13 protein-coding genes and 1 tRNA gene are annotated in these 13107 nt (G+C 70.4%); 6 read left to right on the plus strand and 8 right to left on the minus strand.

The annotated features are described in order from the left end of the window. Positions 1-204 precede the first annotated feature (204 nt). A complete protein-coding gene (locus tag DC008_RS13930) occupies positions 205-1026 on the plus strand; it encodes a hypothetical protein (protein ID WP_108707258.1) in 822 nt (273 codons plus the stop codon). A gap of 16 nt (positions 1027-1042) precedes the next feature. On the opposite strand, the gene DC008_RS13935 is transcribed toward DC008_RS13930, so the two are convergent. Continuing rightward, on the minus strand, positions 1043-1354 hold the full coding sequence (locus tag DC008_RS13935) for a hypothetical protein (protein WP_108707259.1): 312 nt from the start codon (positions 1352-1354) through the stop codon (positions 1043-1045). A 102-nt stretch (positions 1355-1456) separates the two neighbouring features. On the opposite strand from DC008_RS13935, the gene DC008_RS13940 reads away from it, so the two are divergent. Continuing rightward, positions 1457-1687: a DUF4287 domain-containing protein gene (locus DC008_RS13940; protein ID WP_055624215.1), complete on the plus strand. Its 231-nt coding sequence runs from the start codon at positions 1457-1459 to the stop codon at positions 1685-1687. 108 nt (positions 1688-1795) lie between these two features. Here the strand turns inward: DC008_RS13940 and DC008_RS13945 are convergent, their stop codons facing one another. Further along, positions 1796-2689, minus strand: a complete 894-nt coding sequence (locus DC008_RS13945; RefSeq protein ID WP_108707260.1) for a Bax inhibitor-1/YccA family protein — start codon at positions 2687-2689, stop codon at positions 1796-1798. Positions 2690-3018: 329 nt separating this feature from the next. Then, positions 3019-3102: transfer RNA gene (locus DC008_RS13950), tRNA-Leu, on the minus strand. Positions 3103-3494: 392 nt separating this feature from the next. Between DC008_RS13950 and DC008_RS13960 the strand changes: the two genes are divergently transcribed. Then, a complete protein-coding gene (locus tag DC008_RS13960) occupies positions 3495-4265 on the plus strand; it encodes an ABC transporter ATP-binding protein (RefSeq protein ID WP_108707261.1) in 771 nt (256 codons plus the stop codon). Further along, positions 4265-6799 (plus strand): ABC transporter permease, encoded by a 2535-nt coding sequence (locus DC008_RS13965; RefSeq protein WP_108707262.1) that lies wholly within the window; start codon positions 4265-4267, stop codon positions 6797-6799. The genes DC008_RS13960 and DC008_RS13965 overlap by 1 nt, the downstream gene beginning before the upstream one ends. Positions 6800-6876: 77 nt before the next feature. Here DC008_RS13965 and DC008_RS13970 read toward each other — a convergent pair whose 3' ends face one another. Both DC008_RS13970 and DC008_RS13975 read right to left on the minus strand, forming a co-directional pair. After that, complete coding sequence (locus DC008_RS13970; protein WP_108707263.1) at positions 6877-8175, minus strand: SAM-dependent methyltransferase; 1299 nt, start codon at positions 8173-8175, stop codon at positions 6877-6879. Between the two features lie 191 nt (positions 8176-8366). Next, positions 8367-9755: an NAD(P)/FAD-dependent oxidoreductase gene (locus DC008_RS13975; protein WP_108707264.1), complete on the minus strand. Its 1389-nt coding sequence runs from the start codon at positions 9753-9755 to the stop codon at positions 8367-8369. A 748-nt stretch (positions 9756-10503) separates the two neighbouring features. Between DC008_RS13975 and DC008_RS13980 the strand changes: the two genes are divergently transcribed. Next, positions 10504-10776, plus strand: coding sequence for a type II toxin-antitoxin system Phd/YefM family antitoxin (locus DC008_RS13980; protein ID WP_108707265.1), 273 nt, complete (start codon positions 10504-10506; stop codon positions 10774-10776). Beyond that, positions 10773-11042, plus strand: coding sequence for a type II toxin-antitoxin system RelE family toxin (locus DC008_RS13985; RefSeq protein WP_108707266.1), 270 nt, complete (start codon positions 10773-10775; stop codon positions 11040-11042). Before DC008_RS13980 ends, DC008_RS13985 begins: the two co-directional genes overlap by 4 nt. A gap of 82 nt (positions 11043-11124) precedes the next feature. Here the strand turns inward: DC008_RS13985 and DC008_RS13990 are convergent, their stop codons facing one another. From DC008_RS13990 to DC008_RS14000, 3 genes are read right to left on the minus strand one after another with little or no spacing between them, the layout of a single operon-like run. Then, the gene (locus tag DC008_RS13990; RefSeq protein WP_108707267.1) at positions 11125-12078 is read right to left on the minus strand and encodes a Ppx/GppA phosphatase family protein; all 954 of its coding nucleotides are present in this window, start codon (positions 12076-12078) and stop codon (positions 11125-11127) included. Continuing rightward, entirely contained in the window at positions 12075-12605 is a 531-nt protein-coding gene (locus DC008_RS13995) for a DUF501 domain-containing protein (RefSeq protein ID WP_108707268.1), read from the minus strand. Before DC008_RS13995 ends, DC008_RS13990 begins: the two co-directional genes overlap by 4 nt. Positions 12606-12615: 10 nt before the next feature. Continuing rightward, entirely contained in the window at positions 12616-13104 is a 489-nt protein-coding gene (locus DC008_RS14000; RefSeq protein ID WP_108707269.1) for an FtsB family cell division protein, read from the minus strand. Between the last annotated feature and the right edge of the window lie 3 nt (positions 13105-13107).

The following is a 13107-nucleotide window of genomic DNA, read 5'->3' on the forward strand; positions in this document are numbered from 1 at the left end:
TGGGCCGATTTGTGATCCAATCTCCCTCAGGATGTGACCTATCTCCCTCGGTTGAGGGATTCTCGCAGCTCAGAGCCGTTGCACCACCTGACCCCCGACCCAAAGACCTGTCCGGTTCGTGACGTTACGCACTGACAGCTGGATGGTCCGCCCTTCAAGCTGATGTAGGAAGTCGGGGGTCGACTTTGAACCGGGAGTACGTCAGTGAGCGCCATGCCGATCGCCCTGCTGCTCATCACGGCCGCCACCGGCGCCGTGGGCGTCGCCGTCCTGCGCACCCTCATGGTGCTGCGTCGACAGGTCGCCGCCCTGCACGCCGAGCTCGCCCAGGGCAATGCCGCGCGTGCCGCGGGCCGCATTCCGCAGGCCCGGCTCGCCGCCGACGCCGACGAGATACGCGCCGCGGTCGCCGAGGCCCTCGCCGAGGAGCGGGAGCGGGAGCTGGCCGAGGCGCGCGCCTTCTGGGCGGCGCAGGAGGCCCGTGACGGCTCCGACGGCCCGACGCTGCTGGGGCTGCCCGACAGCGAGCTGTTCCTGCCCCGCCAGGCCGACCTCGCGGGCCTGGACCATCTGGAGCCGGTCGCCGAGCCCGCCGCGGACGCCGAGGAGTTCTCCGCCAAGGACCTCGTCCAGCCGGGCACCCCGACCGAGTCGCCCGAGCTGGCCGCCGCCCGCCGCCGGCACCCCTCCCACCCGGACTTCGTCCCGGTGCAGTCCCCGGTCGTCAACGACCACGAGCGCACCGTGGCCACCCTGGAGGACCTGGCCGCCTCGGCCATCGAGCTGACGGACGTCCGCCCCGGCCCGCTGGGCACGCTGGACGTCTATGTCTTCGCCGACGGCACCACGCTCTGTATGACCCCGGGCCACCGTGAGACGGCCGAACGGCTGGCCACGGCCCTGCGCGCAGGCGAGACCCCGGTCCTGCTGGGCGGCTCGGGCGTCTCCGGGGCGTACACGCTGACGTTCGCCTGCGGTGACGAGAACGTCTACATCCTGGCCGACCGGGTCATCGCGTCCCTCTAGGGCGGCCGGGTGCTTCTCAGACCCCCGCGCGCTTCTGCGCCTCCTCCACCAGCCGTACCGCGTCCTCGACCTCGGCGTCGGACGTCAGGACGACCTCCAGGTCGTGCACGGCGACGGTGATCTGGTCGGCCGCGGCGAACATGCCGGCGTCCGGCATCTCCCAGGGCTCGACCCCGGGCTCCTCCAGCAGCTGGGCCCGCCGGGACAGCTCCCGGGCCAGGCCGAGGGCCTCGCTCGCCGCCCCCCGCTGCAGCCGGCTCTGCGGAGCGGCCCTCAGACGGTCGGCGAAGTGATCCACGGCACGGGTGAGGGGCGTCGTATCAACCACGCCCCCAACCTACGCGGCGCGACGGGACTGTTGCCAACACGCGGACGCTCAGGCACGGTGACCTGAAGGACCGGCTTGTATCCCCTGCGTTCGGAGGCGCCGATGTCCCAAGTCTTCTCCGAGGAGACCCATCGCAACCTGCTCGCCCGTATCCCCCATTGCACCGGTCGTGAAGTGTCCGACTGGCTCCGCGCCGTCGAGGAGGGCCCGGCCCTCTTCAACTTCGAGGAGAAGGTCAGCTGGCTCCGCCACGAGCACAACCTCGCGTACGGCCACGCGAAAGCGATCATCCACGAGTACGACCTGAGGAGGGCCGCGCGCAACCTGCTCTGAGGCCGTAGGCCCGGGCACGTATACGCCGGCAACCACGCGAAGGGCCCCGGGTGGGAACCCGGGGCCCTTCCGCGTACGACCGCCCTGAGACAGTCGCTGCTGTCACGGCTAGTCGTTGCTGTTGAGGATCGCGATGATCCGCAGGAACTCCAAGTAGATCCAGACCAGCGTCAGCGTCAGGCCGAAGGCCGCCAGCCAGGACTCCTCGCGCGGCGCGCCGTAGGCGATGCCGTCCTCGACCTGCTTGAAGTCCAGGGCGAGGAAGCAGGCGCCGAGCAGGATGCCGATGACGCCGAAGAGGATGCCGAGCGGGCCGCTGCGGAAGCCGAGGCCGTCACCGCCGCCGAACACCGCGAACAGCAGGTTGATCGCCATCAGCGCGATGAAGCCGAGGGCGGCCGCCATCACGAAGCCGACGAAGCGCCGGTTCACCCGGATCCAGCCGGCCTTGTAGGCCACCAGGACCGCGGCGAAGACCGCCATGGTGCCGAGCACCGCCTGCATGGCCGCACCGCTCGCGATGCGGTTGTCCACGACGCTGGAGACGACGCCGAGGAAGACACCCTCGAACGCGGCGTACGCCAGGATCAGCGCGGGCGAGGCCTTGCGCTTGAAGGACTGGACGAGCCCCAGCACCATGCCGATGAGGCCGGCGCCGATGGCGATGCCGTAGGAACGGCTGATGTTCGCGTCGTCGACGGGCAGCGTCGCCCAGGCGAGGGCCGCCGTGACGATCAGCACGCCGAGCGTGGTGCCGGTGCGCATGAGGACGTCGTCCATCGTCATGCGGTCGGCGGTGGCCGGGGCCTGCGGCGCCCCGTACTGAAGGTCCTGCTGGGCGTAAGGGTTCTGCGCGTACGGGTTGCCGGCCTGCGGCTGGGCGTAGGGGTTGCCCTGCGTGCCGACAGCGGCGCCCCCGGCCTGCGGCGCGGCGTTGAAGCCCGCGTAGCCGTTGTCGCGGCTGAACCCCCGTCGCGAGAAGACCGGGTTGCTGCTCCTCATTTCACTCCTCCATGGCCGCCGTGCGCGGCCTTGGCTCAAGAGTAATAGGTTGGCAAAGGATCGACCCTAATACTTGGGGAGGATCTTTCCCTCTTCGTGCTGGCCAACACGCTACGCGTCCGGGTGATTCCCGGCCATGACCGTGAGCGTTCATGACCAGACTGACACGTGCCCGGGATCGGACGGAGATCACCCGCTTGCCGGACACCCGTCCGAAGCGTTCGCGAGGTGGCGTCCGCTTCACCCTGCGCCCGGCGCCGGCGCGGCACGGGGCACGGCCCGGGGTGCGCTCACGGAGAGCGAGGGGTGGGGACGAGGAAGATCGGAAGTGCCCAGAGCCGGACTTGAACCGGCACGCCCGCGAAGGGGCAGCGAGGTTTAAGCTCGCCGTGTCTGCATTCCACCATCTGGGCAGGCCATGGGCTCCGCATCGAAGTCCCGAGCCTATCGGGAGACGCCTGACGAACAGGGCCCGGGCGGACCGATGTTGTCTTATTTTATTGGCGTCTGAGGGAGCATCAGCCCGTGGAACGGGCCATCCGCACTTGCCAATAGCCTTGCGTGCGGGTGCCGGCGCCGTATGCGGAATGACGGAATTTCACCGTCCGAACAAGGACGCCCCACCTGTTCTCGCGCGACCCGCTCCTCGGGGCGCTCCGTCATCCTCAGGTATGACGCGGCGGCCTCCGGTCCATCCGCAGTCTGCCCCCGGAACCGGAACAGCGATGGACTACACGGCTCCGGACGGCCGGGACGATGGACGTGTCCTTCGAACACCCGTCACCCCCTCAGGAGCGTCCTTCTCGTGACCACCGCATCCATCGCCGGCCGCGCCACCGCCGTGGCCGCACGTGCCACGGATCTGTCGAAGATCTACGGACAGGGCGAGACCCAGGTGGTCGCCCTCGACCGGGTCTCCGTCGAGTTCCGGCAGGCCGAGTTCACCGCGATCATGGGCCCGTCCGGTTCCGGCAAGTCGACGCTGATGCACTGCGTGGCGGGCCTCGACACCTTCTCCTCCGGATCGGTGCGCATCGGCGACACCGAGCTGGGCGCCCTGAAGGACAAGCAGCTCACCCAGCTGCGCCGGGACAAGATCGGCTTCATCTTCCAGGCGTTCAACCTGCTGCCGACGCTCACGGCGCTGGAGAACATCACGCTCCCGATGGACATCGCGGGCCGCAAGCCCGACAAGCAGTGGCTGGACAAGGTGATCGGCATGGTCGGCCTCGCCGACCGGCTCAAGCACCGCCCCGCCCAGCTCTCCGGCGGCCAGCAGCAGCGTGTGGCCGTGGCCCGCGCCCTCGCCTCCAAGCCGGAGATCATCTTCGGTGACGAGCCGACCGGCAACCTGGACTCGCGCTCCGGCGCCGAGGTGCTCGGCTTCCTGCGCAACTCGGTGCGGGAGATGGGGCAGACGGTCGTCATGGTGACCCACGACCCGGTCGCCGCCTCCTACGCGGACCGCGTGGTGTTCCTCGCCGACGGCCGGATCGTCGACGAGATGTACAAGCCCACCGCGGACAACGTGCTGGACTTCATGAAGCAGTTCGACGCGAAGGGCCGCACCTCCTGATGTTCCGCACCGCCCTGCGCAACGTACTGGCGCACAAGGCCCGCCTGCTGATGACCGTCCTCGCCGTGATGCTCGGCGTGGCCTTCGTCTCCGGCACCCTGGTCTTCGCCGACACGCTCTCCAACGCCTTCCGCAACCAGTCGGCGAAGAGCTACGACGACGTCGCCGTCGCCGTCACCTCCTACGCCTCCACGGACGACCCCGAGCAGGAACCCGGACTGTCCCGGAAGACGCTCGACAGGATCGCCGCCGTGGACGGTGTCGCCGCCGCCCGCGGCCGGGTCGAGGGCTTCGCCGGGGTCGCCGACCCCGACGGGAAGCTGATCGGCGTCGGCTGGTCCAACAAGGGCTCCAACTTCTCGCCCGGCAAGGACGGCAAGGACGCCGCGTACACCTTCACCGAGGGCTCCGGCCCGGTGAAGGACGACCAGATCGCCCTGGACGAGGAGTCCGCGGCCAAGGGCGAGTACGAGGTCGGCGACCGGGTGCGCGTCGCGACCAACGGCCCGGTGAAGGAGTACACCCTCAGCGGGGTGTTCACCACCGAGGACGGCGCCGTGAACGCCGGCGGCAGCCTGGTCCTGTTCGACACCGCCGTCGCCCAGAAGCAGTACCTCAAGCCCGGCTACTTCGAGAGCGTCACCGTCACCGCCACCCCCGGCGCGTCCGACGCGAAGATCCTCGCCGCGGTGAAGCCGCTGCTGCCGGAGCACGCCGAGGCCCGTACCGGCCAGGCACTCGCGGACGAGCAGGCCGACGACATCGAGCGCGGCATGAGCAACCTCAAGCAGGTGCTGCTGGGCTTCGCGGGCATCGCCCTGTTCGTCGGGATCTTCCTGATCTCCAACACCTTCACGATGCTGGTCGCCCAGCGCACCAAGGAGATCGCCCTGATGCGGGCCGTCGGCGCGTCCCGCCGGCAGATCACCCGCTCGGTGCTGGCGGAGGCCGCGCTGGTGGGCCTGGTCGCCTCGGTCGTCGGGTTCGTCCTCGGCATCGGGCTCGCGGTCGGGCTGCGCTCCGGCATGGCCGCGTTCGAGATGAAGATGCCGGACGGCCCGCTGGTCGTGACCGCCACCCCGGTGCTCTCCGCGCTCGGCGTGGGCGTGCTGATCACGATGCTCGCCGCCTGGCTGCCCGGCCGCCGGGCCGCGAAGATCCCGCCGGTGGCCGCCATGAACAGCGTCCACGCGGTGGCCACCACCAAGTCGCTGGTGCTGCGCAACTCGCTGGGCGCGGCCATCACCTCCGTCGGTGCCGCCGGTATCGTCGCGGGCGCCTCCTCGGGTGGCGACGACGGCCGGATGCTCATCGGGGCGGGCGCGTTCCTCGCGCTGATCGGTGTGATCGTCCTGATCCCGCTGCTGTCGCGGCCCGTGATCGCCCTCGTCCGTCCGCTGCTCGCCGGTCCGTTCGGTGTGGCCGGCAAGCTGGCCGGGCAGAACGCGGTCCGCAACCCGCGCCGCACCGGCGCCACCGCCTCGGCGCTGGCGATCGGGCTGACGCTGGTGACCGGTCTGTCGGTGCTCGGTATCACGGTCGGCACCGCCATCGACAAGATGACCACGGACAACATCAAGGCCGACTACATGGTCTCGATGGCGAACGGCGGCGACCTCGACCGGTCCGCGCTGACCGCGCTGGAGAAGGCCAAGGGCGTCTCGGCGGTCTCGCCCCAGCAGAGCGTCTACTTCAAGGCCGGTGACGACGACTTCGTCTCCGTCTCGGCGGTCACGCCGGGCGACATCGAGAAGGTCCTGCGGATGGACCTGGTCAGCGGTGACCTCGGCACCCTCGGCGACGGGCAGCTCGCCGTCGCCGAGAAGACGGCCCGCGGCAAGGGCTGGAAGCCCGGCGACAGCGTCCCCGTCACCTTCGGCGACGAGAAGAAGCAGACCCTCAAGGTCGGCGCCGTCTTCAAGGACAGCGAGTTCCTCTCCCCCGTCGTCGTCTCCACGGACGTCGTCGGCCCGCACGAGACCCGGCCGTACATCCGGGAGATCTTCGTGAAGATGGACGGCGGGCAGACCGGCGCCAACGAGCAGGTCCTCATCGACGCGCTCGGCGACAACCCCGCGATCACGGTCATGGACCGGCAGGACATCCGCGACGAGTTCGGCGGCGCCATCAACACCCTGCTGAACGTCATGTACGGCCTGCTGGCGATGGCGCTGATCATCGCGGTGCTGGGTGTCGTCAACACCCTGGCGATGTCGGTGTTCGAGCGGCAGCAGGAGATCGGCATGCTCCGCGCGATCGGTCTCGACCGGCGCCGGGTGAAGCGGATGGTGCGTCTTGAGGCCGTCGTCATCTCGGTGTTCGGCGCGGTGGTCGGCATCGGTCTCGGCGCGTTCCTCGGCTGGGCGATCGGCGAGACCTTCGCGGACCAGGTGCCGGGGTACGCCCTGGTCCTGCCCTGGGACCGGATCGGCGTCTTCCTCGTCCTGGCCGGTCTTGTCGGCGTCCTGGCCGCGATGTGGCCGGCCCGCAACGCGGCCCGCCTGAACATGCTGAACGCGATCAAGGCCGAGTAGCCCTGCGACATCGGCGGCACCGCAAGGGCCGGGCCCCCGTCACGGGGAGCCCGGCCCTTGCGTGCTCCGTGTGCGGTTCAGCCGCCCCAGACGCGGGCGCGCAGCGGCATCCCGGACTCGCCGGAGTCGGGGGTGCGCACCGCCAGCACCTGGTTGACGCCGATGCGGTTGCGCTCGAACGCCAGCGCCGAGGCCGCCATGTAGAGCCGCCAGACCCGGGCGCGCCCCGGCCCGGTCAGCTTCACCGCCCGGTCCCACCGGTCCTCCAGGTTGGCGACCCAGCGGCGCAGCGTCAGGGCGTAGTGTTCCCGCAGCGCCTCCACGTCCCGCACCTCGAACCCGGCGCGCTCCAGCTGCGCGACGGTCACGCCGATCGGCTGGAGCTCCCCGTCGGGGAAGACGTAGGCGTCGATGAACTCGTCGACCTGGTACGAGGATTCGTCGCGCTGCGGGCGGCGGCCGATCTGGTGGTTGAGCAGCCGTCCGCCGGGCTTGAGGAGCCGGAACAGGACGTCCGCGTACTCCAGGTACCGCTCGGCGCCGACGTGTTCGGCCATGCCGATGGAGGAGATGGCGTCGTAGGGGCCGTCGGAGACGTCCCGGTAGTCCTGGACGCGGATCTCCACCTTGTCGGTCAGCCCTTCGTCGGCGACCCGCTTGCGGGCGTACGCCGCCTGCTCCTGGGAGAGGGTGATGCCGACGACCTCCACGCCGTACTCGCGGGCGGCGTGGAGGGCCATCGAGCCCCAGCCGCAGCCGACGTCGAGGAGCCGCATCCCGGCTCTCAGCCCCAGCTTGCGGCAGACCAGGTCGAGCTTGTCGCGCTGGGCGTCCTCGAGGGTGCCCTCGGGGGGCGGGGCCTGCCAGTAGGCGCAGGAGTACACCATGGACGGGCCGAGCACGAGTTCGTAGAAGTCGTTGCCCACGTCGTAGTGGTGGCTGATGGCCCGCCGGTCGGTGCGCTTGGTGTGCCGGTGCCGGGGCCGGCGCACCTCCTCCGGCGGGGGCGCGGGCGGCAGCGGCAGTCCGCCGAGCCGCACCAGTCCCGCGACGGCGGCGCGCGCCTCGGGGTCGCGCAGGATCTCCAGCGTGCCGCGGGCGTCCTCGCCGCGCTCCCAGACCAGCCCGGCGAGCAGGTCGAGGGCCGTGTAGAGGTCGCCCTCGATGTCCAGATCCCCGGCCACCCAGGCGCGGGCCAGGCCGAGTTCGCCGGGCCGGTAGAGCAGTCGGCGCACGGCGCGGCGGTTGCGGACGACGAGCACCGGGGCTCCCGGCGGCCCGGACCGGGAGCCGTCCCAGGCGCGGATGCGCACCGGGAGGGGCGTTCCCAGCAGTTGTTCCAGAAGGACCTGCAGCCGCAGCGCGGCGTCAGCCATGGCGCACACCTCCGAATCCCGGAATGTCCAACACCACGTAAACACCTGAGGGGCGCGTGCGCAGTCCCCCACGCGCGTCACGGCTGGGCAAACAACCGCTACGGAGTCGGCAAACACGAAAAGGACCTCCCGCACCACGGATGGCGGGAGGTCCTTCGGTCGGCCCGGGGGCCGGTGGACGACCGGGAGGGTCAGGAGGCCTTGGCCTTCTCGCCCTTGTCGGCGGCGCTCGCGGCGGGCACCGGAGCGGGCTTGGCGGCCTCGTAGAACTCCTCGCGCGGAGTCTCCAGGGCGCCGAGGGACACGACCTCGCGCTTGAGGAACATGCCGAGGGTCCAGTCGGCGAAGACGCGGATCTTGCGGTTGAACGTCGGCATCGCCATGCCGTGGTAGCCACGGTGCATGTACCAGGCGAGACGTCCCTTGAGCTTGATCTTCATCTTGCCCATGACGATCATCGCCACGCCCTTGTGCAGGCCGAGGCCCGCGACCGCGCCCTTGTTGGCGTGGCTGTACTCCTTCTGCGGGAAGCCCCGCATACCGGAGATGACGTTGTCGCCGAGGACCTTGGCCTGGCGCAGCGCGTGCTGGGCGTTCGGCGGGCACCAGGCGTTGGGGTTGCCGGCCTTGCGGCCGACGAGGTCCGGGACCTGGGCGTTGTCGCCGGCGGCCCAGATGTAGTCGGTGCCGGCGACCTGGAGGGTCGGCTCGCAGTCGACGTGGCCGCGCGGGCCGAGGGGCAGACCGAAGCGGGAGAGCGCCGGGTTGGGCTTGACGCCGGCCGTCCAGACGATCGTGTTGGAGTCGACCTCGAGCCCGTTCTTCAGCACGACGTGACCGTCGACGCAGGAGTCCATGGAGGTGGAGAGGTAGACCTCGACCCCGCGGGCCTCCAGGTGCTCCTTGCCGTACTGGCCGAGCTTGGGGCCGACCTCGGGGAGGATCTTGTCGGCGGCGTCGACGAGGATGAACCGCATGTCCTCGCGCTTGACGCTGGAGTAGTACTTGGCCGCGTCGCGGGCCATGTCCTCGACCTCACCGATGGTCTCGGCACCGGCGAAGCCGCCGCCGACGAACACGAAGGTGAGCGCCTTGCGGCGGATCTCCTCGTCCGTGGTGGAGTCGGCCTTGTCCAGCTGCTCGAGGACGTGGTTGCGCAGGCCGATGGCCTCCTCGATGCCCTTCATGCCGATGCCCTGCTCGGCGAGGCCGGGGATCGGGAAGGTGCGGGAGACCGCGCCCATCGCGATGACCAGGTAGTCGAACGGCAGCTCGTACGCCTCGCCCACGAGGGGGGCGATCGTGGCGACCTTGCGGTCCTGGTCGATGGTGGTGACCCGGCCGGTGAGGACCTCCGCCTTCGGCAACACGCGTCGCAGCGGGACGACGACGTGGCGCGGGGAGATGCTGCCGGCGGCGGTTTCGGGGAGGAAGGGCTGGTAGGTCATGTACGACCGGGGGTCGACGACCGTGACGGTCGCCTCGCCGTAGCGCATCTTCTTGAGAATGCGCCGAGCTGCGTACAGGCCTACGTACCCACCGCCTACTACGAGGATCCTGGGACGCTCCGTGGTGCTCATGCCATCGAGTATCCACCCGCCTCAGGGGGGTCGCTCGTGCGCCCCTTCACAAGCTCTTGCAGGCGCTGTGCTACACTCCCCGGCCCGCGTGACGCAGGTCATGGTCACGAAAGGGAACCCGGGTCCGCTGTGCCCCGTTGTCAATGCCGCGTGAGCTGCCTCTCTGCCCCTGGGAGCCTCCCGTGAGGGGGCCGAAACACCGGCCGGAACGGCCTGTCGACACCCTGCTTACACCGTTCATCTGAACATGTTCAAGGGCCTGTTCACCCCTCGGAAGGGCCAACCGGCCCCTCTTGGGCCCCGGACTTGCCGGAAATCCTTGTGAAGAACTTCACGAACTTTCTCCGAGGCCGCGCCCGGACCGGCCCGCAAGGCCCCTCCAAGCCCGCTCACCCGTGCCGTCCGCCGCTCAGCGGAGGCTGTTTGACCAGCGTCGTTCACCGGTACGGGGCGTCCGCCCCGGCAGCCCGGCGGGCGCCGGCACCTCTGGCCGCCGACACCCTCGGAACCCTGCGCGGAGAGCCCCAACGGCGACCCGGACCCTTGCCGTGCCGGCCGTCGTCGATCTCCTCGACCTCGACGCGCTCCTTGCGGACCGTGAACCCAACGCCAAGGAAAAGCGGCCACTTTTCGAAAGCACCGACGACGCCTCAGCGCACCAGCCACCAGGCGATGCCGTCCAGGATCGCTCGCGAACGCGTCTCCCGACGGCTACCCATGTGTACACGCATGCGCGTACACTGCCCTTATGACTGAGCACACCGTTTCCGTACGGGAAGCCCGCACACACCTCGCCGACCACATCAACCGGGCCGAGGAAGGCGTCCCGACCGTCATCACGCGCAATGGCACCCCGGTGGCAGCCGTGGTGCCGATCTCGGACTTCGAAGCGTTGGAGGAAGCTGCCGATGTGATGCTGGCGCGCGAGGCCGAAGCGGTGCTGGCAGAGGGCGGCTCCACCGTGACCATGGCGGAACTGCTGGCGGACCTGTTCAGCGAGCGGGACGGCGAGGCGGCGTGAAGTACGCCTTCCGGTTCACCACAGCGGCGCAGCGGCAGCTCCGGGCCATCAGCCGACCCGACGCCATGCGCATCCTGACCGCACTGACCGCGCTCGGTGACGACCCGTACCGCCAGGACACCCACGTCAAGAAGCTCACCGGCCCGTCCGGTCTCTACCGACTCCGGGTCGGAAGCTACCGGATCGCCTACCAGATCAACGACGGTGAACTCGTCATCCTGGTCGTCAAGGTGGGCGACCGGCGGGACGTCTACCGCAACCTGTGACGCCCCACCCGAGACCGCCTGGCGCCGCCCCTCAACGCACCTCGCTCGCCGCGAAGTGAGCGATCCCGTCGAGGGTCGCTCTCTAACGCGCCTCGGAGGCGCAACTCCAAGCGATGCCGTCCAGGATGTCGTGCTCGCTGACCACGACCTCGTCGGCGCCGACGCGCTCCATGATCGCCAGGAGGACCAGGGCGCCCGCCCCGATGACGTCGACCCGGCCCGGGTGCATGGAGGGCACGGCCGCCCGCTCCGCGTGCGTGGAGCGCAGCAGCCACTCGGTGATCTCGCGGACCCGGTCCAGGGTGATCCGGGAGTGGTGGATACGCCCCGAGTCGTACTCCGGCAGGTCCTGGGCGATCGCCGACACCGTGGTGACCGAACCGGCCAGCCCGACCAGCGTCCTCGCCTCGCGCAGCGGCACCGTCTCCTCGGCGAGGTCCAGGGCCGCCTCGATGTCGGCCCGTATGGCCACGACCTGCGCGGCGGAGGGCGGGTCGGAGACCACGCCGTCCCGGACCAGATGACGCTCCGTCATCCGGACGCAGCCCACGTCCACGGAGCGCGCGGCGCGCACATGCTCCTCGCCGACGACGAACTCGGTCGAGCCGCCGCCGATGTCCACGACGAGGTACGGCCGCTTCAGGTCGGCCCGCCCGGTCAGTTCGCGGGTCGCACCGGTGAAGGAGAACTCTGCCTCCTGGTCGCCGGTGACGACCTCGGGCTCGACGCCCAGGATGTCCACGACACCGCGGACGAAGTCGTCGCGGTTCTCGGCGTCCCGGGAGGCGGAGGTGGCGACGAAGCGGACCCGCTCGGCGCCGTGCTCCTCGATGACGGAGGCGTACTCGCGGCAGGCGGCGAAGGTGCGCTCCAGCGCCTCGGGCGCCAGCCGGCCCGTGCGGTCGACGCCCTGGCCGAGCCGCACGATCGTCATCCGCCGGTCCAGCTCGACGAGTTCACCGGTGTCCGGGTGCACGTCCGCCACGAGGAGCCGGATGGAGTTCGTGCCGCAGTCGACGGCCGCGACCCGGGTCATCGGTCCTCCTCGGCGGGCAGCGTCACGCACGCGCCCTTGCGCCACCACTCCGGCAGCATCGCCAGCGCCTCGTCGCCCAGCGGGTTGACACCGGGTCCGGCGGCCAGCGAGTGCGCGACCAGCACATGCAGGCACTTCACCCGGTCGGGCATGCCGCCCGCGCTGGGGAAGCCCGTCAGCTCCTCGATCTCGTCCCGGCGCCGGATGTAGTCCTCGTGCGCCGCGCGGTAGGCGGCGGCCAGTTCGGGGTCGCTCTCCAGCCGCGCCGTCATCTCCTTCATCACGCCGTTGGCCTCGAGCGTGCCGATCGCCGACGACGCCTTCGGGCAGGTCAGGTAGTACAGCGTCGGGAAGGGTGTGCCGTCGGGCAGGCGGGGGGCCGTCTCGACCACGTCCGGCTGGCCGCAGGGGCACCGGTGGGCGATCGCGCGCAGCCCGCGCGGGGGGCGGCCGAGCTGCTGCTTGAAGGCCTCGACGTCCGCGTCGGTGGGCTCGGTGCGCGGGGTGGGCGGCGGGGGCGTTTCCATGCCTGTCTTTCTATCGTCTCTGTTCGCTGCGGGCGGCGTCGGCCTTGTCGACGCCCTCCCAGAGGTTCGTGTACCAGGGGCGGTGGGCCGCGCCCAGGTCGGTCCGCGACTGCCTGGCCGCGTCCGGGTCGACGACGACGAAGCCGGTCTCACCGGGCATCACATAGTGCAGCCGCAGCCGGATCTGCTGCTCGGCGTAGGCGTCGTCCTGCCAGCGGGCCTTGAGGTCGCGCAGTTCCTCGACGCGCCGGGTGGTCGCCGCCTTCTCCCGCTGGAGGTCGGCGATCTCGGCGCGCTGGGAGACGTACTGCCTTATCGGGTACGCCATGGCCACGACGAGGGTGCAGACGACCAGCGCGAGCAGCGCGGCGCGGCTGGTGAGCCGGGAGCGCCGGGCCTGCCGCTTGGTCTGGGAACGGTAGACACGGGCCGCCGTCTGCTCCCCGAGCAACCGGATCCTGGTCGCGGTGGAGAACCGGTCCCGGTCCTTCACGGCCATGTC

Source organism: Streptomyces nigra, from assembly GCF_003074055.1.
Lineage (GTDB): Bacteria > Actinomycetota > Actinomycetes > Streptomycetales > Streptomycetaceae > Streptomyces > Streptomyces nigra.